Here is a 17,625-nt window from a genome sequence, read left to right as displayed (position 1 = left end):
GGCGTCCGCATTCGCGGCGCTGGCTACTTCTGCGCCCCGGCGAACGGCAGCGGCTTGAGCGAGCGCAGGTAGGCCACCAGCGCCGCCATGTCGGGCTCGCTGATCCCCTCGTAGAAGCCGAAACCCATGGGCGGCCGGTAGGGCTTGCCCTGGCGATCCATGCCGGTGCGGATGGCCTTGGCGATCTCGGCGTCGCTCCAGCCCTTCAGGCCGCTCGGGTGCGGCGTGAGGTTGCGCGAGACGCTGGCGCCCCAGGGACCCTTGAACACCTGGCCGCCGGCGCCGCGCCGGGCCGTTTCCAGCATGCCCTTGTCGTTGCGCGGGGTGTGGCACTCCATGCAGTGGGCGATGTCGGCCAGGTACCGGCCGTACTTCACCTTGTCGCTGCGCGGCGGCGCCGTCACCGACTTCACCGGCGGGCCGTAGTTGGGCGGCAGCGGCATGGTGTAGGTGGACGCGGGCACCGCGTTCTTCACCGGCGGCTGGGCGCGCAGGTAGGCGATGAGGGCCGCCAGGTCGTCGTCGGCCAGGTGGCGGTAGAACTCGATCGGCATCGGCGGGCCGATCACGCGGCCGTCGGGGCGGATGCCTTCCCGGATGGCCTTGGCCAGCTGGGCATCGGTCCACTTGCCGATGCCGGTCTCGGGGTCGGGCGTGATGTTGGAGGCGTAGGCCTTGAAGGGCGGCTCGTCGAACAGCATGCCGCCCGACAGGCCCTTCTCGGGCAGCGGCTGGCCCTGCGGCCCGCGCTGGAAGTGGCAGTTGCCGCAGGCCACCACCGTCTGCATCAGGTAGCGGCCGCGCTCCAGCGAGCCGGGCGCCTGTGCCGCCGCCTGGGTGGCCGCGCCGGCCGCCGCGATCGCTGCCCACCATCCCCACTGCCTGAACGTTGCCATGCGTCCTCCGCCAGAGCGAAAGCCGCGAATCTACGGCGGCGGCCCGGCCGTGGCAAGCCGCCGGACGGATGGGGTGCCGCTCAGGCGCGCAGCTGGGCGACCAGGTAGTCCACCACGCGCTCGAACGGATCGAAGCCGAACTCGGCCGCGACCGAGGGCCGCAGGTTGGAGTTGGCGTTGATGTCGTAGAACACCCGGCGGCCGTCCGGCGTCTCCAGGTACTCGATGCCGCCGACGTCCAGCCGCGCGGCCTGCACGATGCGCTGGGCGGTCGCGACGGCCGCCGCCGGTACCTCGGGATAGGCGAAGAACTCGACCGGCGGCGCCTCCACCGCAGCCGGGATCTCGCAGATCCCGTCGCCGTCGTCCGGGTTGCACACCGGCGAGGGGCAGAGGTTGAAGCGGCCATGCGTCTTGACCCGCATCGCGTACAGCAGCTGGCCGCCCAGGAACTCCAGCCGCACGATGCCCTGCTCGGGATCGTGGGGCAGGTACTCCTGCAGCAGGAACAGGTTGTCGGGCAGCCAGTACGACGGGTCGCGCCGGAAGATCGCCTCGACCTGCTCGATCGACTCCACCACCTCGATGCGGGCGCCGCTGCCGCCCTGGTCGGGCTTGAGCACGGCCGGCCAGGTGATCTCGTGCGCGTGGGCGCGCAGCGCGGCGGCCTCGTTGAAGGTGATGGAGCGCGGGGTGTCGATGCCCAGGGTCTGCAGCAGGGTGGCCTGCACGCTCTTGCTCAGTTCCAGCGCGAACACGTCGGCGCCGTTGAGCACGCGCGCGCCCTGCTGCTGGAGGGTGCGCATGTAGGCCAGCGCCAGCGGCACGGCGCGGGTGTTGCCGCGCAGGTAGGCGCTGGGGCTGGCCTGGTTGAAGTACAGCCGGGCCCGCGGCGGCGCCGTGTTGCTGAAGGCGGCGCGGGTGACGTCGAACGGCTCGAAGGCGACGCCGCGCCGCTGCAGGGCGGCAAACAGCGGCTTCTGCCACTCCGGGTGTTCGTGCAGGACGATGAGGTCGGGGGTGGTCGGCATGGGGCCCGGATGGTACCCGTGGCCCGCGCGCCGGGCTGCGGTGGGGTCTAGCCCGCGATCGGCTGCATCGCGTCCCACTGCGGCATGGCGCCGGACGCATAGCCGACGCCGTGCAGCGAGGCCAGCCGGATGACGCCGTCGCGGATGGCCAGCCGCACCGCGCCGTGGCTGTGTTCGTAGAGGTCGGGATGGGCGGCCAGGAAGGCCTGCTGCTCGGCGGCCGGCAGCGCCGCCATGCCATTCACGTAGTGGTGGCCGTTGCGCTCGACATGGGTGATGCCCAGCAGGTCGACCAGCGCCAGGTCCTGCTGCACCGACAGGCCGGCCTGGGTGGTGAGGTCCTCGGCCGAGAGGAAGTGGCGCGTCCCGCCGTCGGCCCGGTTCCAGGCCGCGCAGCGGGCCGCGTTCAGCAGCGAGCGGTAGAGGCCCTTGCAGGTCTTGGAGGAGACGCCGGCGTAGCCGCGCGCGCGCGCCTGCACGAAGGCGTCGAGCTCGCCGTCCGACTCGTCGATGATCACCGGCTTGCCCAGGTCGGCGCCGCGCAGGTCCTCCTCGAGCGCCAGCGCGCGGGCGATCGGCTGCTCGATGAAGGCGACCGCCGACCACAGCCGGGCCAGCGCCGGGGTGGCGCGGATCCCGGCCACCAGTTCGGCGACGCCGGCCGCCGAGGCGTACTGCTCGTTGCCGTCGAGCGAGACGAAGTAGGGCGCCGGGCTGCGGTCGAGCACCGCGGCGATGGCGACCAGGCGGTCCAGGTCGGCCGCGAGCCGGCCGCCCACCTTGAGCTTGAACCAGCGGTGGCCGTAGCGGGCCACCACCTCCTCCAGCGTCTCGGGCAGGCCGTCGCCGACCCGCGCGCCGACATCGGCGGCGGTGATGGCGTCGACCATGCCGACCGTGTGGCGGGCCTCGATGCGGCCGGATTCGCGCAGCCCGGGCAGCAGCGCCTCGATGCCGACGCCGGCGAAGGCCGGATGGACATCGCCGGAGATGCCGGGCAGGTTGTGGCGCAGCGCCGCGGCGAACGCGACGCCCTGGAGGCGGCACAGCGCATCGAGGATGGCCCGGTCGAGCAGCGCCGGGCCGTAGCTGGCCAGCAGGGGATTGAAGCCCTGCGCGGCCGCCGCCGCCTGGTGGGCGGCCTGGTGGCGGGCGAAGTGGCCGAACGCGCTGGCCGGCGTGGTGTCGGCCAGGTAGGCGGCGCGGGCCAGCCGCAGCACGGCGCGCAGCTGCTCGAAGTTGTCGGCGTTGGACAGCTGCAGGTTCTTGTCGAACCACTTGGGCGCCATCATCTCGGCCGCCGCGCCCCACTGGGAGCGGCCGGCGGCGTCCTCGATTCGCACCCGCACGAAGGCCTGCGGGCACTCGGTCAGGGTGACCACGCCGAAGCGGAACGGCAGCCGCAGCCGCACCGGCCGTTCGGCCAGCTCGATGGCGCGCAGGCGCAGTGCCGGCGCCTCAGCCATGGGCGCCCAGCTGGTGCAGGATGCCGCTGAGGTAGCCGATGGCCTGTGCCGCCGAGCCCGGGCCGTCGGGCACGTACTCGAACGGCTCGACCGCGATCAGGCCCGGGTAATGGCCCTCGTTCTGCAGCCGCACCAGGGTGGCGAGGATGGGCTCGAAGCGCATCGCGCCCTGGCCCGGCCCGCGCCGGTTGGGGTCGTTCACCTGTACGTGGGCGATGTGGCCGGTGGGGATCCAGCGCTCCATCAGCGCCTCCACCGACTCGGTCTCGTCCTGGCCGGCGGCGCTGCAGTCGATCATGGTGCGCAGGTTGGGCGAGCCGACCTCGTCGACCAGCGCCGCCGCTTCGGCCACGGTGTTGAACAGGTCGGTCTCGCGGCGCGCCAGCGGCTCCAGGCAGTAGGCCACCTCGCAGGCCTGGGCGCGCCGGGCCACGCGGGCCAGGCAGGCGCGGGCGCGGTCCAGTGCCTGCTCGCGCGTGGCGCCGGGCGGCACCGAGCGCTGGCGCGGCGAGCCGTGCACCAGGTACTGGCCGCCCAGCACGCCGCACAGCTCCACCAGCCGTTCCATCACGGCCACGGTGCGCTGGCGCACGGCGGTGTCGTCGCTGACGATGGACAGGCCGGCGGGTGCCACCAGCAGCCAGTGCAGGCCGGTGATCTCCAGCCCGTGGTCCTCGGCGATGCGGCTCAGGCGCGTGGCCTCGGCATCGTCGATGTCCATCGGGTTTGCGGCCAGCGTGTACGGCGCCAGCTCCAGGCCGTCGTAGCCGAGCGCGGCCGCCAGCGCGCACTGGCGCTCGAACGGCAGCGGCTGCAGGACCTCGTTGCACAGCGCGATGCGCATGGCGCTTCCTTCAGGCGCGGCGGCCGGCCAGCGAGCGCAGCCCGCCGAAGGCCGCCGCCTTGGCGCGCTGGACGGCGGCCTTGAACGCCGGCACGTAGAGCAGGATGGTGAAGATGGTGACGGCGGCGAACGCCATCGCGATCGGCCGGCTGAAGAAGGGGGCGATGCTGCCGTCGGACAGCACCAGCCCGCGCCGCAGGCTCTTGTCCAGCAGCGGGCCCAGCACCAGCCCGAGCACCAGCGGCGCCATCTCGTAGCCGCGCCGGCGCAGCACGTAGGCGCCGATGCCGATGGCCAGCATGGCGTAGACGTCGAACAGGCGCGAGGCGGTGGCGAAGGCACCGATGGTGCACAGCAGGAACACGATGGGCATCAGGATGGCACGCCGCACCTTCAGCACGTGCAGCAGCGGCCGCACCCCGAACAGGCCGAACAGCAGGATGGTGATGGAGGCCAGGGTGGTCATGGCCACCACCTCGTAGATGAAGTGCGGGTGCTGGATCATCAGCATCGGGCCGGGTTGCACGCCATGGATGATCATCGCCGCCATCAGCACCGCCGACGGCGCCGAGCCCGGGATGCCCAGCGCCAGCGAGGGAATGATGTGGCCGGGGATGGACGACATGTCGCCGGTCTCGGCCGCCATCAGCCCGTCGATGGAACCCTTGCCGAACTTCTCCGGCTCCTTGCTGGCCGCCTTGGCGGCGGCGTACGACATCCAGGCCCCGGCGTCCTCGCCGACCCCGGGCAGCAGGCCGGTGAGCACGCCGATGACGCCCGAGCGCAGCACCGTCCACTTGTACTGGATGATCTCGCGCCAGCGCGGCAGCACCGAGTCGCGCAGCTCGACGATCTTGCGTTCCACCGGGTCGGCCAGCGTGGTCAGCACCTCGGCCAGGCCGAACGCGCCCACCAGCGCCGGGATCAGGGCGATGCCGCCGGACAGCTCGTCCCAGCCGAAGGTGAAGCGGTTGTAGGCGTACAGGCTCTCCTGCCCGACCTGCGCGATGAACAGGCCCAGCAGCCCCATCAGCCAGCCCTTGAGCGGATCGCCGCCGACGATGCTGCCCGACATGGTGACGCCGAACAGCGCCAGCCAGAAGAACTCGAAGGCGCCGAACTGCAGCGCCACCTCGGCCAGCAGCGGCGTGAACAGCGCCAGGCAGACCACGCCCAGCAGCGTGCTGACGAAGGCGCCCGAGGTGGCGATGCCGATCGCGCGGCCGGCCTGGCCCTGCAGCGCGAGGGCGTAGCCGTCGGCGCAGGAGGCGGCGTTGGCGGCGGTGCCGGGGATGTTCAGCAGGATGGCGGTGCGCGAGCCGCCGTACAGCGCGCCGACGTAGGAGCAGATCAGCACCAGGATGGCGTCGTTGGTGCCCAGCTTGATGGTCAGCGTGGTGAGCAGCGCGATCGCCAGCGTGGCCGACAGGCCCGGCAGGATGCCCATCACGATGCCGACGAAGGCCCCGCCCAGCCCGTAGAGCAGCGTCAGCGGGTTCATGAAGCTCAGGTAGGCCTGGCCCAGGTCCGACAGTCCTTGCAGCATGGCAGCGGGTCGACGAAAAAGAGTGGTCTCAGGGCATGCGCACCAGGAACAGGTGCTCGAACACCAGCCAGGTGACGACGGAGGAGATGACGCCGATGGCCAGGGCGCGGGCCCAGGCGCGCGGGCCGGCGGCGCGCTCGGCCGGATCGCGGCTCAGGCGCTGGAACACCAGGATGGAGCCGGTGACATAGATGCTGGAGGCCAGCCAGAACGGCAGGCCGTGGCCGATCAGGACCACGCCGTAGCCCAGGCAGAGCGCCACCGCGATCGCCACCCGGCGGCGCTGCTCGCGGGCGTCGGCGTCGGGCGGGGGCAGGGGCTGCGCCAGCGCGCCGCGGCGCCAGCTGCGCACGCCCAGCACCAGCCCGAGCAGCACCATGGCGCCGCCCAGCAGGCCGGGCAGCAGGCCCGGCACCGTGACCGGGTTGATGTTCTGCTGCTCCAGCCGGTCCATGGTGAGCGAACCGGCCACCACCGCGGCGCCGAACACGCACCAGCCGATCGCGTCGTGCAGGTCGGCGCGTGGCGGCGCATGGTGCTCGCCGGGGCCCGCGGCCACGGACTGCTCGGGAAGCGGGGCGGGAGCGGTCATCGCTGGCTCAGGGCTTGGGGATGCCCACGGTGTTGGGTGCGACCTTGGTCTTGCCGCTGCCGTGCAGGTTCCAGGCGTTGGCCTGGACGGCCGGGAACACCGCCTTCTGCGCCGCCTCGCCGGCCAGCGGGTTGAACAGGGCCCCGCGGCTGGTGGCGTACTTCTTGAGCGAATCGCTCTTGGCGATCTGCTCGGCCCAGATCTTCTCCACCGTCCTGACCACCTCGTCGGGCACGCCCTTGGGGATGAAGATGCCGAAGTAGTTGGCCGGCGCGGTGAAGCCCGGCACGGTCTGCGACAGCGGCGGGATGCTGCCGTAGCCCTCGAGCTCGAGCGGCTTGTCGCTGACGGTGGCCAGCGGGCGCAGGCGCTTGCCGCGGATCATGTCGGCCTGCTCCACCGCCAGCTGGGTGGTCAGGTCGGCCTCGCCGGCCACCGTGGCCACCACGGCCGGGTTGCCGCCGTCGTACGAGACCTCCTTGTACTTGACCCCGGTGGCCTTGACGATCTGGTCCATGGCGGCGTGGGCGGCGGAGGTGACGCCGGCGGTGGCGACGCTGATCTGGCCCGGCTTGGCCTTCATGTCGTCCAGCAGTTCCTTGGCGGTCTTCCAGGGCCGCGCCGGATTGACGCCGATCACCTGGATGTTGGCGACGTTCAGGAACAGGTGCCAGTCCTTGATGCTGGTGTTGACCGAGCCCAGCGCCTGGTAGGTGCCCAGGTCCTGGGCGGCGCCGGCCGTCCAGGTGTAGCCGTCCTTGGCGGCGTCGAGCGCGCTCTTGGTGCCGATGGCGCCCGAGGCGCCGGGCTGGTTGACGATGACGATGGTCTGGCCCAGCGCCTTCTCCAGTTCGGCCGCGGTGACGCGCGTGACCTGGTCGGTGGAGCCGCCGGCCGCCCACGGCACGATGAGGTTGATGGGGCGTGACGGCTTCCACGCCTGGGCGGCGGCGGGGCCGGCGACGGCCAGGGCGACCGCGGCGGCCGCGGCGTGGAGGAACAGGCGCTTGTGCATCGGGTTGTCTCCTGGAGGCTGCGGGATCAATTCCCTACTTGGTGAATTGAAATTCACTCTAGGGATGGGTGCCGGCACTGTCAACGAGGCTTGCCCGGGTTGCCGCGGCGGTGCCGCTCACGCCAGCCAGCGTTCGCGGTGCCGGGCGACGAAGGCGTCGTCCACCAGGTGCGGGTAGTCGCGCGCCACCCGGCTGAGCTCGTCGGCCTGGCCGGCGCTCAGGCCCTCGGCCGGGTCCAGGCACCAGGTGCCGGCCAGCAGGCCCTGGCGCCGCAGCACCTCGTGGCAGCCGGCGATGCAGCCGTGGAAGTCGTGCGCCACGTCGAACAGGGCGGCGTTGCAGTCGGTCACCTGGGCGTCCAGCGCCAGCAGCTGCGGCGGGACGCTGCCGGCCGCGACGGCGGCGTGGATGCGCTCGAGCAGCTCCACCGCGCAGCGGGTCCACACGCTCCAGTGCCCGAGCAGGCCGCCGCGGATGCGCAGCGTCACCGGCTGGCCGTCACGCACCAGCGTGAACGGGGCCAGCAGGTCCAGCACGATGTGGTCGTCGTTGCCGGTGTAGAGCGTCACCCGCTCCTCGGCGCGCGCCGCCACCACGCCGCGGATCACGTCCAGCGTGCGGTAGCGGTGGAACGGCGCCATCTTGATCGCCACCACGTTGTCGATGGCGGCGAAGCGCTGCCAGAAGCTGGCCGGCAGGTGGATGCCGCCGACCGCCGGCTGCAGGTAGAAGCCCACCAGCGGCAGCACCGCCGCCACCGCCTCGCAGTGCGCAACCAGCTCGTCCTCGCCGGCGCCGAGCAGCGCCGCCAGGCTGAGCAGGCCGGCGTGGTAGCCCAGCCCGCGCGCGATGGTGGCCTCGCGCACCGCCTGCGCGGTGCCGCCCGCCAGCCCGGCCACCAGGAACAGCGGCCGGCGGCCGCCGAGCGGCTCCCAGTCGTGCGCGGTGCGCAGGGCCAGCTCCAGCACCGGCTCGTACAGGCCGACGTCGCGGATGGCGAACTGGGTCGAATGCACGCCCACCGCCAGGCCGCCGGCACCGGCGTCCAGGTAGTAGCGGGTCAGGGCGCGCTGGCGGCGTGCGTCGAGCCGGCGCCCGGCGTCCAGCGCCAGCAGGTGCGCCGGGATGACGGCGCCGCGCCGCAGCACGGCGAGGGGCTCGGGGGGCAGGGCGGTCCAGTGCATGGTCAGGGCAGTTCAGTACTTGCCATCGCGCGCCTCGTAGTGGGTCGGCTTGTTCAGGCTGGCGCCGCCGCGCGCGGCCCAGTCGGCCGTCCAGTCCAGCATGGTCTCCAGCGACACCTGCGGCAGGCCGAACAGGCGGAAGGCCTCGGCGCAGTCGACCAGCCAGGCGGTGCGCGCCTCGGCGCCGGTGAGCACGGGCGCGATGCCCAGCCGCCGGCCCAGGCCCTGGGCCACGGCCCGGATCGCCACCTTGGGCCCGCTCAGGTTGAGGGGGCTGGTCGGCGTGTCGCAGTGCGCCAGCGCGCGCAGCGCCCAGTCGTTGGCCTCGCCCTGCCAGATGATGTTGGCGTGCCCCATCGCCAGGTCGATGGGCTCGCGCGCCAGCACCTTGCGGGCGACGTCGTGCAGCACGCCGTAGCGCATGTCGATCGCGTACGACAGCCGCAGCAGGCGCCCCGGCGTGCGCTGCTGGTGCGAGAAATGCTGGAACAGGCGCTCGCGGGCGACGCAGGAGTTGGCGTACTCGCCGGCTGGCGCGGTGGGTGGCTGGGACTCCGGCGCACCGGGGCCGGCGGCGTCGACGAAGGGGTACACGCAGGCGGTGGAGAAGGCGACGATGCGGGCACGGGCGTAGCGCTCGGCCACCAGCGCCGGCACGTGCGCGTTCATCGCCCAGGTGAGCCACTCGCTGCCGGTCGAGCCGAACTTGCGCCCGGCCATGAAGACGACGTTGGGCGCATCCGGCAGGCCGGCCAGGGCCTCGCGCGACAGCAGGTCGGCCTCGATGCACTCGATGCCGTGCCGCTGCAGGTCCTCGCGCAGGCCGGGCTGGGAGAAGCGGGCCACGCCGATCACGCGCCGGTCCGGGTCGGCGCGCCTGGCCATGCGGGCCAGGGTCGGGCCCATCTTGCCGCCCACGCCCAGCACCAGCAGGTCGCCGGGCACGCGCCGCAGCGCCTGCACCAGCGCCGGCGAGGGGCTGGACAGGGCGTCCTCGAGCTGGTCGACGTCGGCGAAGCGGTCGGGCAGGGGCATGGCTGCGGACGGGAGGCGGCGGTGGATCGGGGCATCTTTCACCGGTCGCGCCATCGCGACCATGCGGGCAACCCGTAGAACCAAACGCCGCGCCGGACTACATGGCCGTTCCGTGCCTTCCGACCCTGGCCGCGGCGGCGCCGGCCGAGCATCCGGCATGGCCCGCGACCGCCCCCGCCCCGACCCTGAGCGCCAGCCGGATGAGCCCGCCGCACCGCCGCCGCCAGGCGCCTGCGTGCGCGTGCGCGGCGCCCGTGAGCACAACCTGAAAGACGTCGACGTCGACATCCCGCGCGATGCCCTGGTGGTGTTCACCGGCGTCTCCGGCTCGGGCAAGTCCTCGCTCGCCTTCGGCACCCTGTATGCCGAAGCCCAGCGGCGCTACCTGGAGTCGGTGTCGCCCTATGCGCGCCGGCTGATCGACCAGGCCGGGGTGCCGGACGTCGACGCCATCGACGGCCTGCCGCCGGCGGTGGCGCTGCAGCAGCAGCGCGGGACGCCCAGCGCGCGCTCCTCGGTGGGCAGCGTCACCACCCTGTCGAGCCACCTGCGGATGCTGTACTCGCGCGCCGGCACCTACCCGGCGCGCCAGCCGATGCTGTACGCGGAGGACTTCTCGCCCAACACGCCGCAGGGCGCCTGCCCGCGCTGCCACGGGCTGGGCCAGGTGTACGAGGTGGCCGAGCGGGCGATGGTGCCGGACGACTCGCTCAGCATCCGCGAGCGCGCCATCGCGTCCTGGCCGCCGGCCTGGCACGGCCAGAACCTGCGCGACATCCTGGTCACGCTGGGCTACGACGTCGACAAGCCCTGGCGCGAGTTGCCGAAGAAGGACCGCGACTGGATCCTGTACACCGACGAGACGCCCACGGTGCCGGTGTACGCCGGCTTCACGCCGCGGGAGACCCGGGCCGCCCTGCGCGCGAAGACGGAGCCGAGCTACATGGGCACCTTCACCGGTGCCCGCGCCTACGTGCTGCAGACCTTCGCCACCACCCAGAGCGCGCTGATGAAGAAGCGGGTCACCCGCTTCCTGTCGGGCGCGACCTGTCCGGTGTGCGAGGGCAAGCGGCTCAAGCCCGAGGCGCTGTCGGTCACCTTCGCCGGCCAGGACATCGGCCAGCTGGCGCGCCTGCCGTTGACGTCATTGCGCCAGCTGCTCGAGCCGGCGGCGCGCGGCGAGTTCGTCGCCGCCCACGGCCAGGCGCTGGGGCGGGCGGCGGCCCGGGCCGCGGTCACCAGGCGGGTGGCGGCCGGCGGCGCGGCGCACGCGGCCGCGCCCGACGTGCGCCGCACGCCCGACCTGTCGGAGGAAAAGCGCCTGGCCGCCCAGCGCCTCGCGCGCGAGCTGGTCGGGCGCATCGCGACGCTGGAGCAGCTCGGGCTGGGCTACCTGTCGCTCGACCGGTCCACGCCCACGCTGTCGCCGGGCGAGCTGCAGCGGCTGCGGCTGGCGACCCAGCTCGGCTCGCAGCTGTTCGGCGTGGTGTACGTGCTGGACGAGCCCTCGGCCGGCCTGCACCCGGTCGACGGCGAGGCCCTGTTCGACGCCCTGCAGCGGCTGCGGGCGGCGGGCAACACGCTGTTCGTCGTCGAGCACGACGTGGCCACCATGCGGCGCGCCGACTGGCTGGTGGACGTGGGCCCCGATGCCGGCGAGCACGGCGGCCGTGTCCTGTACAGCGGGGCGCCGGCCGGCCTGGCCGGCGTGGCCGAGTCGCGCACCCGGCCCTACCTGCTGGGCGAGGTGGCCGCGCCGGTGCGCGCGCCGCGGACGCCGCGCGGCTGGCTGCGGCTGCAGGGCGTGCACCGCAACAACCTGCAGGGCGTGGACGCCGAGATCCCGCTGGGCTGCCTGACGGTGGTGACCGGCGTCTCGGGCTCGGGCAAGTCCAGCCTGGTGACGCAGGCGCTGCACGACCTGGTGGCCGCCCACCTGGGCGGCGAGGCCGCGCCGGAAGCAGAGGCCGATCCGCTGGCCGAGCGGACCGAGCCGGTGCGCGGCCGCATCGTCGCCGGGCTGGAGGCGATCGGGCGGCTGGTGCAGGTGGACCAGAAGCCGATCGGCCGCACGCCGCGCTCCAACCTGGCCACCTACACCGGCCTGTTCGACGCGGTGCGCCAGCTGTTCGCCGCCACGCCGGCGGCGCGCCGGCGCCGCTACGACGCCGGCCGCTTCTCCTTCAACCTGCCCAAGGGACGCTGCGCCACCTGCGAGGGCGAGGGCTTCGTGTCGGTGGAGCTGCTGTTCATGCCCAGCGTCTACGCGCCCTGCCCGAGCTGCCGCGGGGCGCGCTACAACGCGCCGACGCTGGAGGTGCGCTGGGAGGGCCGGACGATCGCCGAGGTGCTGGCGCTGACCGTGGACCAGGCCACGCAGCTGTTCGCCGGCGAGGCGGCGGTGGCGCGGCCGCTGCAGGTGCTGCAGGCGATCGGCCTGGGCTACCTGCGCCTGGGCCAGCCGGCCACCGAGCTGTCGGGTGGCGAGGCCCAGCGCATCAAGCTGGCCACCGAGCTGCAGCGGGCCAGCCGCACGCCGGCCCTGTATCTGCTGGACGAACCGACCACCGGGCTGCACCCGGCCGATGTCGACCGGCTGATGGCGCAACTGCACCAGCTGGCCGACGCCGGCCACACGGTGGTGCTGGTGGAGCACGAGATGCGGGTCGCGGCCCAGGCCGACTGGGTGCTCGATGTCGGCCCGGGTGCCGGTCACGACGGCGGCCGCATCGTCGCCGCCGGTGCGCCGGCGCAGGTGGCGGCCACGCGCGCCAGCCGCACCGCGCCCTACCTGGCGCAGGCGCTGGCCGAGGCGCGGCGGCGCTGACCCCGGGCGGGGCCTCAGCCCTCGATGCCGGGACGGTGCTGCTGCGCGGCCGCGTGCCGGCGCGCCGTCAGCCAGCCGGCGCCCAGCACGCCGGCCACGGCGACCGCGTAGGTCGCGTAGCGCGCCAGGATGGCACCGGCGGTGTCGGCGTCGAACAGCGGATCGAGGAAGGGCTCGCCGACGATCATCTTGGCGGCGGTGAAGGCCAGCACGCCGGCGCCCAGCTGGATGATGATGGGGAAGCGGTCCACCATCTTGAGCACCACCGAGCTGCCGAACACCACGATGGGCACGCTCACCAGCAGGCCGATGACCACCAGGTCGAACGAGCCGTGCGCGGCGCCGGCCACGCCCAGCACGTTGTCGATCCCCATCAGGGCGTCGGCCACCACGATGGTCTTCATCGCACCCCAGAAGGTGGAGGCCATGGGGGCATGGCCGCCCTCGTCGTCGGCCGGGGCGAGCAGCTTGTAGGCGATCCACAGCAGGCCGACGCCGCCGACCAGCATCAGGCCGGGGATCTTGAGCAGCCAGACCACGCCGACGGTCATCACCGAGCGCACGATGATGGCGCCGACGGTGCCCCAGACGATGGCCTTGCGGCGCAGGTGGACCGGCAGGCTGCGGGCGGCCAGCGCGATCACGATCGCGTTGTCGCCGGCCAGCACCAGGTCGATCAGGATGATGGCCAGCAGGGCGCTGAACCAGGCGGTGGAGAACAATTCCATGAAGGGCTCCCAGTCGAAACAAGTGGTCGTGTGGACTGGCGCCGGGGGATCGGGGATGCGGCGCGGCGGGACCGCGACGATGACCTCGAGCCGGCCCGGTGCGCAGGCCGCGATCGAAGGTCTTGCTCGGCTGGTGAAAGTCGGGCCCGACGCACCGGAAGCCTTCCGGCTTCGTATTGACGATACGTCGATCGGTGCGCCGCGCCGTGGGCCGGCACACCTGGGAGCTACTCCCCTTCAGGCGGCGATTGGACCACGAATCCGGCTCGCTGCGGGTAAGTAGTCGCCGCAGGCACGCGGCTCGGCCCATGCGCCGCGCGGCTCAGCGGCGCCGGCGCAACAGGTCCCGGCCGTCGCCACTGTTCGCTGTCGTCTCGTGCCATCGCAGGCCCATCTGCAGCGGCGGCGAACGGGCCACACGGAACGCCCGCGCCACCGCACAATGGCCGCGATGCGCAGACCCGTGAGCCTGATCGGCGCGCCGACCGACATCGGCGCCAGCGTCCGTGGTGCCGGCATGGGCCCCGATGCCCTGCGGGTGGCCGGCCTGCTGGAGGCGCTGCGCGCCTCCAAGCTGGAGGTGGTGGACCGCGGCAACCTCGCCGGCCCGCCCAATCCCTGGCAGCCGCCGCACAACGGCACCCGCCACCTGCCCGAGGTGGTGGCCTGGAACTGGGCCGTCTACACGGCGGTCGACCAGGCCCTGTCGGACGGCCACGTGCCCCTGCTGATGGGCGGCGACCACAGCCTGGCCCTGGGTTCGATCAGCGCCGTGGCGCGCCATTGCCGTGCCAGCGGCCGGCAGCTGCGGGTGGTCTGGCTGGACGCCCACACCGACATCAACACCGAGTCGATCAGCCCGAGCGGCAACCTGCACGGCATGCCGGTGTCCTGCCTGCTGGGCCATGGCCCCAGGGACCTGGTCGGGTGGAGCGGCGAGCCGGCCGCGATCACGCCGGAGCAGATCGACTTCGTCGGCATCCGCAGCGTCGACGCCGACGAGAAGCAGGCGATCCGCCAGCTCGGGCTGCAGGTGTTCGACATGCGGCACATCGACGAGCACGGCATGCGCACCACGATGGCCGAGGTGCTGCAGGACGTGCACGACGACACCCACCTGCACGTGAGCTTCGACCTCGACTGCCTGGACCCGCTGGACGCGCCCGGCGTCGGCACCGGGGTGCGCGGCGGCCCGACCTACCGCGAGATGCAGCTGTGCATGGAGATGATCGCCGACACCGGCCGGCTGGCCTCGCTCGACGTGGTGGAGATCAACCCGGCGCTCGACGTGCGCAACCGCACCGCCGAGCTGGCGGTCGACTTCGTGCTCAGCCTGTTCGGCGCCTCGACCCTGCAACGCTGAGGCGACGGCCTCAGTCGACCGCGGCCGCCGCCGACCGCAGCCAGGTGTAGGCCACGCCCAGCCCGAGCGTGCCACCGGTCTGCTGGGTCACCAGCGGGCTGGCGCGGTTGGCGGCGCCGGCCACCGAGTCGATCCGGGCGAAGCCGAACACGCGCCAGTCGCGGCCCAGCGGGCGTGACAGCGTGGCGCCCAGGCGCCAGGCCACCAGGCCGGCGCGGGCGTCGTAGGCCGGGCGGCCGGGCAGGGCGGCCGCGGCCGGCACGCCGTAGTAGGTGCTGGCCAGCCGGCGGTCGCCCAGCAGCGCGCCGGCCGTCAGGTTGATGGTCCAGCCGGCGGCGCCTTCGCGGTCCCAGGCGACGCCGGGCTGGAGCACGAAGCCGCGGTGCGCCAGCTGGTGCTCGAGGTCGAACACGGCGCGCAGCGGCAGGTCCAGGCGCCAGCGGCCGGCCTCGCGCGTGCCGGCCAGCGTCCAGCGCAGCCGCGGCCCCACTTCCACCATGGTGCCCAGGGGCTCCAGCCCGCGCCGCGCCGGCACGTCGGTGGCGCTGGCGCCGAACGCGGCCGCCGCGCTGACATCGAGTTCCAGGTCGCGCGAGCGGAACGCCCGCAGGCCGGCGCCCTCGCGGTCGGCCCGCAGCACGTCGCCGCGGTAGATGAAGTAGGGCAGGAGCAGGCCGCGCCGCACCCGGTCGGAGGCGCCGGGGTAGGCCTGCTGGTCGACGCCCAGGGCCACCGCGCCGACCTCCCAGCGCGGATCGGCCGCCGCGTCGGCACTGCCGGCGGCGGCGGCCAGCAGCAGGACGGCGGCCGGGCGCCTCCAGGCCGGCCCCGTGTGGCCACTCATGCGGCGGCGGCCGTTCGGGCCGGGCGTGCCTTGCGCACGAAGTCGGGCTGGAAGCTGCGCTGCGAGCCGTCGGCGAAGGCCACCGTCACGTCGAGCGCGGTGGCGCGCTGCACCTCGCCGCGTCCGTAGCGCTTGACCGAGACCACGTCGCCGGGCGCGAACGCCGCGCGCGCGGCCGGCTCGTGGGCGTGGTCATCGTTGGCCGCCGCCTGCTCCTGCTCGGCGCGCGCCAGCGCCAGCTCCTGGCGCGCGATGCGCAGGCAGTTGTCGCAGTGGCCGCAGCGCTCGAACCCGGCCTCGCCCTCCAGGTGCTCCAGCAGCAGGTGCCAGCGGCACTGGCCGGTCTGGGCGTAGAACACCATGCGCTCCAGGGTCTCGCGGTCGCTCACGCGCTTGTCGCGGTAGGCCGCCATCCAGCCGCGCAGCGCCTCCTCGTCCAGCCCGGCCCGGTGCAGCCGCAGCGCGCCCTGGTCGTCGAGAGCGACGACACGGCGCCGGCGCAGCAGGCCGAGCGCCACCTGCACCTTGCTGCGCGGCCGCTGCAGCCGCGCCTGCAGCAGCGGCAGGGTCCAGCGGCCGCCGGCGACCGGCTGCTCCTGCAGCGCCCGGTACAGCGCGATCGCGTCGTCGTCGCTCGGGTAGCGGCCGGCCAGGAAGAACTGCTGCACCGCCTTGTCGGCACGCAGGAACAGCAGCGTGCACAGCGCGGCCTGGCCGTCGCGCCCGGCCCGTCCCGCCTCCTGGTAGTAGGCCTCGAGGCCGGCGGGCAGCTGGTAGTGCAGCACGAAGCGGATGTCGGGCTTGTCGATGCCCAGGCCGAAGGCGTTGGTGGCCACCATCACGCGGCAGCCGCCGTCCATGAAGGCGTCCTGCGCCGCATGCCGTTCGGACGCCGCCAGCCGGCCGTGGTACAGCCCCACCGATTCGCCGGCGGCGGCCAGCGCCGCGTGCACGGCAACCGCCGCCTTCACCGTCGCCGTGTAGACCAGCCCGGCGCCCGCCGTGCGGTGTACGAAGTCCAGTGCCCGCTCCAGCTTGTCCTGCTCGCGCCCGACCGGCTCGACCTGCAGGGCGAGGTTGGGCCGGTACGAGCCGGTCTGGACGATGCCCTCGCGCGGGATCCCCAGCTGCTGGGCGACGTCGCGCGCGACCGCGTCGGTGGCGGTGGCGGTCAGCGCCAGCACCGTGGGATCGCCCAGCACGGACCGCGCCGGTGCGATCTCCAGGAACGCCGGCCGGAAGTCGTGGCCCCACTGCGAGATGCAGTGCGCCTCGTCCACCACCAGCAGGCTGGTCGGGTGCGCGGCCAGTGCCTGCAGGAAGCCGGGCTCGGCCAGCTTCTCCGGCGTGGTCATCACGATGCGGGCGCTGCCGTCCAGCGCCGCCGCCTCGGCCACCCGGGTCGCCTCGCTGTCGAGCGCGCTGTTCAACTGCACGGCCGGGATGCCCAGCTCGCGCAGCGCGTCCAGCTGGTCCTGCATCAGCGCGATCAGCGGCGAGACCACCAGCGTGCGTCCCGGCAACAGCAGCGCCGGCAGCTGGTAGCACAGCGACTTGCCGGCGCCGGTGGGCATGATGGCCAGCGTGGGGCGGCCGGCCAGCGCGCGCTCGATGACCTGGCGCTGCCCCGGCCGCAGCCGTTCGAGGTGGAAGGTGTCCCGCAGGACCTTGGCGATGCGCGGGTCGCGCGCCGCCGCCACTGCCCGCGCCGCGGGCATCAGCTGTCGGCTTGCGTGTCGGCGTCGTCGGCGTCCGAGTCGGCGTCGAGGTCGGTCATCTCCTGGCCGTCGGGATCGGACTCGGGGAAACCGCGCCCGGAGCCGGGTCCGCTGTCGACGTCGGCGCCGAGGTCGTCCTCGTCCTCGCCGGCGTCCAGCCGCACCACCCGGTCGGGCGAGATGTCGGCGCCCTCGAAGGCGTCGACGCCGTTCACGGCGCCGCGTTCGCCGGTGCCCACGGCGTCGCTGTCGCCGTGGATCTCCTGCGTGCCCATCGCGTCGCTGCCGCTGTCGGAGTTGTCGCTGGGACCCAGCAGCTCGCTGCTGCGGCCACTGGGTTGGGCGGGTGCGGGGTCGCCGCCGAGGATGCTGCTGTAGGCCATGGAAGGGACCTCCGAAGTGCTGGCCAGTGTGCGGCCCGGGCCTGCTGCTGGCCGTCGGAGTGTCGGCGCGTCCGTTGTGGGACTAGGGCTACGGCCCGGCGGGGGCCCGCGCGGAGGCAACCTCATGCGTGGCACGCGTTCGTGTGTTGACC

The 17,625-nt window shown here is 73.5% G+C and carries 15 protein-coding genes; 2 read left to right on the top strand and 13 right to left on the bottom strand.

Translation table 11 applies throughout. The annotated features are described in order from the left end of the window. Positions 1 to 23 precede the first annotated feature (23 nt). From GON04_RS13540 to GON04_RS13500, 9 genes are all read right to left on the bottom strand, one after another. Complete coding sequence (locus tag GON04_RS13540) at positions 24 to 896, bottom strand: c-type cytochrome (RefSeq protein ID WP_157398604.1); 873 nt, start codon at positions 894 to 896, stop codon at positions 24 to 26. Positions 897 to 976: 80 nt separating this feature from the next. Continuing rightward, positions 977 to 1,927 carry an ATP-grasp domain-containing protein gene (locus tag GON04_RS13535; protein WP_157398603.1) on the bottom strand — a complete coding sequence of 317 codons (951 nt, stop codon included), beginning with the start codon at positions 1,925 to 1,927 and terminating at the stop codon, positions 977 to 979. Positions 1,928 to 1,974: 47 nt separating this feature from the next. Beyond that, positions 1,975 to 3,393, bottom strand: coding sequence for an enolase C-terminal domain-like protein (locus GON04_RS13530; RefSeq protein ID WP_157398602.1), 1,419 nt, complete (start codon positions 3,391 to 3,393; stop codon positions 1,975 to 1,977). Continuing rightward, complete coding sequence (locus GON04_RS13525; RefSeq protein ID WP_157398601.1) at positions 3,386 to 4,237, bottom strand: sugar phosphate isomerase/epimerase family protein; 852 nt, start codon at positions 4,235 to 4,237, stop codon at positions 3,386 to 3,388. Before GON04_RS13525 ends, GON04_RS13530 begins: the two co-directional genes overlap by 8 nt. Positions 4,238 to 4,247: 10 nt before the next feature. After that, complete coding sequence (locus tag GON04_RS13520) at positions 4,248 to 5,783, bottom strand: tripartite tricarboxylate transporter permease (RefSeq protein ID WP_157398600.1); 1,536 nt, start codon at positions 5,781 to 5,783, stop codon at positions 4,248 to 4,250. Positions 5,784 to 5,811: 28 nt separating this feature from the next. Continuing rightward, entirely contained in the window at positions 5,812 to 6,375 is a 564-nt protein-coding gene (locus tag GON04_RS13515; RefSeq protein ID WP_157398599.1) for a tripartite tricarboxylate transporter TctB family protein, read from the bottom strand. A gap of 7 nt (positions 6,376 to 6,382) precedes the next feature. Then, complete coding sequence (locus GON04_RS13510; RefSeq protein ID WP_157398598.1) at positions 6,383 to 7,390, bottom strand: tripartite tricarboxylate transporter substrate binding protein; 1,008 nt, start codon at positions 7,388 to 7,390, stop codon at positions 6,383 to 6,385. A 117-nt stretch (positions 7,391 to 7,507) separates the two neighbouring features. After that, positions 7,508 to 8,575: a dihydrodipicolinate synthase family protein gene (locus tag GON04_RS13505; protein WP_157398597.1), complete on the bottom strand. Its 1,068-nt coding sequence runs from the start codon at positions 8,573 to 8,575 to the stop codon at positions 7,508 to 7,510. Positions 8,576 to 8,587: 12 nt separating this feature from the next. Further along, the gene (locus GON04_RS13500) at positions 8,588 to 9,610 is read right to left on the bottom strand and encodes an NAD-dependent epimerase/dehydratase family protein (protein ID WP_157398596.1); all 1,023 of its coding nucleotides are present in this window, start codon (positions 9,608 to 9,610) and stop codon (positions 8,588 to 8,590) included. Positions 9,611 to 9,767: 157 nt separating this feature from the next. On the opposite strand from GON04_RS13500, the gene GON04_RS13495 reads away from it, so the two are divergent. Further along, positions 9,768 to 12,437 (top strand): excinuclease ABC subunit UvrA, encoded by a 2,670-nt coding sequence (locus GON04_RS13495; protein WP_157398595.1) that lies wholly within the window; start codon positions 9,768 to 9,770, stop codon positions 12,435 to 12,437. A 14-nt stretch (positions 12,438 to 12,451) separates the two neighbouring features. Here the strand turns inward: GON04_RS13495 and GON04_RS13490 are convergent, their stop codons facing one another. Continuing rightward, on the bottom strand, positions 12,452 to 13,165 hold the full coding sequence (locus GON04_RS13490; protein WP_157398594.1) for a TerC family protein: 714 nt from the start codon (positions 13,163 to 13,165) through the stop codon (positions 12,452 to 12,454). A 451-nt stretch (positions 13,166 to 13,616) separates the two neighbouring features. Between GON04_RS13490 and rocF the strand changes: the two genes are divergently transcribed. After that, positions 13,617 to 14,528, top strand: a complete 912-nt coding sequence (gene rocF, locus GON04_RS13485) for an arginase (protein WP_181654061.1) — start codon at positions 13,617 to 13,619, stop codon at positions 14,526 to 14,528. 10 nt (positions 14,529 to 14,538) lie between these two features. Here rocF and GON04_RS13480 read toward each other — a convergent pair whose 3' ends face one another. From GON04_RS13480 to GON04_RS13470, 3 genes are read right to left on the bottom strand one after another with little or no spacing between them, the layout of a single operon-like run. Further along, entirely contained in the window at positions 14,539 to 15,372 is an 834-nt protein-coding gene (locus GON04_RS13480; protein ID WP_157398592.1) for a MipA/OmpV family protein, read from the bottom strand. Beyond that, positions 15,369 to 17,090 carry a RecQ family ATP-dependent DNA helicase gene (locus tag GON04_RS13475; RefSeq protein ID WP_157398591.1) on the bottom strand — a complete coding sequence of 574 codons (1,722 nt, stop codon included), beginning with the start codon at positions 17,088 to 17,090 and terminating at the stop codon, positions 15,369 to 15,371. The genes GON04_RS13480 and GON04_RS13475 overlap by 4 nt, the downstream gene beginning before the upstream one ends. Continuing rightward, on the bottom strand, positions 17,090 to 17,473 hold the full coding sequence (locus GON04_RS13470; protein ID WP_157398590.1) for a hypothetical protein: 384 nt from the start codon (positions 17,471 to 17,473) through the stop codon (positions 17,090 to 17,092). Before GON04_RS13470 ends, GON04_RS13475 begins: the two co-directional genes overlap by 1 nt. Between the last annotated feature and the right edge of the window lie 152 nt (positions 17,474 to 17,625).

Origin of the sequence: Ramlibacter pinisoli (assembly GCF_009758015.1) — a bacterium.
GTDB classification, from domain to species: domain Bacteria; phylum Pseudomonadota; class Gammaproteobacteria; order Burkholderiales; family Burkholderiaceae_C; genus Ramlibacter; species Ramlibacter pinisoli.
The sequence above is the reverse complement of the archived record's forward strand: the minus strand, read 5'-3'. Positions and strand labels throughout refer to the sequence as shown.

What these genes read in the sequence shown, in the direction of transcription:
- GON04_RS13540 (WP_157398604.1), bottom strand. Translation starts at nt 896, where the DNA reads ATGGCAACGTTCAGGCAGTGGGGATGGTGGGCAGCGATCGCGGCGGCC.
- GON04_RS13535 (WP_157398603.1), bottom strand. Translation starts at nt 1,927, where the DNA reads ATGCCGACCACCCCCGACCTCATCGTCCTGCACGAACACCCGGAGTGG.
- GON04_RS13530 (WP_157398602.1), bottom strand. Translation starts at nt 3,393, where the DNA reads ATGGCTGAGGCGCCGGCACTGCGCCTGCGCGCCATCGAGCTGGCCGAA.
- GON04_RS13525 (WP_157398601.1), bottom strand. Translation starts at nt 4,237, where the DNA reads ATGCGCATCGCGCTGTGCAACGAGGTCCTGCAGCCGCTGCCGTTCGAG.
- GON04_RS13520 (WP_157398600.1), bottom strand. Translation starts at nt 5,783, where the DNA reads ATGCTGCAAGGACTGTCGGACCTGGGCCAGGCCTACCTGAGCTTCATG.
- GON04_RS13515 (WP_157398599.1), bottom strand. Translation starts at nt 6,375, where the DNA reads ATGACCGCTCCCGCCCCGCTTCCCGAGCAGTCCGTGGCCGCGGGCCCC.
- GON04_RS13510 (WP_157398598.1), bottom strand. Translation starts at nt 7,390, where the DNA reads ATGCACAAGCGCCTGTTCCTCCACGCCGCGGCCGCCGCGGTCGCCCTG.
- GON04_RS13505 (WP_157398597.1), bottom strand. Translation starts at nt 8,575, where the DNA reads ATGCACTGGACCGCCCTGCCCCCCGAGCCCCTCGCCGTGCTGCGGCGC.
- GON04_RS13500 (WP_157398596.1), bottom strand. Translation starts at nt 9,610, where the DNA reads ATGCCCCTGCCCGACCGCTTCGCCGACGTCGACCAGCTCGAGGACGCC.
- GON04_RS13495 (WP_157398595.1), top strand. Translation starts at nt 9,768, where the DNA reads ATGGCCCGCGACCGCCCCCGCCCCGACCCTGAGCGCCAGCCGGATGAG.
- GON04_RS13490 (WP_157398594.1), bottom strand. Translation starts at nt 13,165, where the DNA reads ATGGAATTGTTCTCCACCGCCTGGTTCAGCGCCCTGCTGGCCATCATC.
- rocF (WP_181654061.1), top strand. Translation starts at nt 13,617, where the DNA reads ATGCGCAGACCCGTGAGCCTGATCGGCGCGCCGACCGACATCGGCGCC.
- GON04_RS13480 (WP_157398592.1), bottom strand. Translation starts at nt 15,372, where the DNA reads ATGAGTGGCCACACGGGGCCGGCCTGGAGGCGCCCGGCCGCCGTCCTG.
- GON04_RS13475 (WP_157398591.1), bottom strand. Translation starts at nt 17,090, where the DNA reads ATGCCCGCGGCGCGGGCAGTGGCGGCGGCGCGCGACCCGCGCATCGCC.
- GON04_RS13470 (WP_157398590.1), bottom strand. Translation starts at nt 17,473, where the DNA reads ATGGCCTACAGCAGCATCCTCGGCGGCGACCCCGCACCCGCCCAACCC.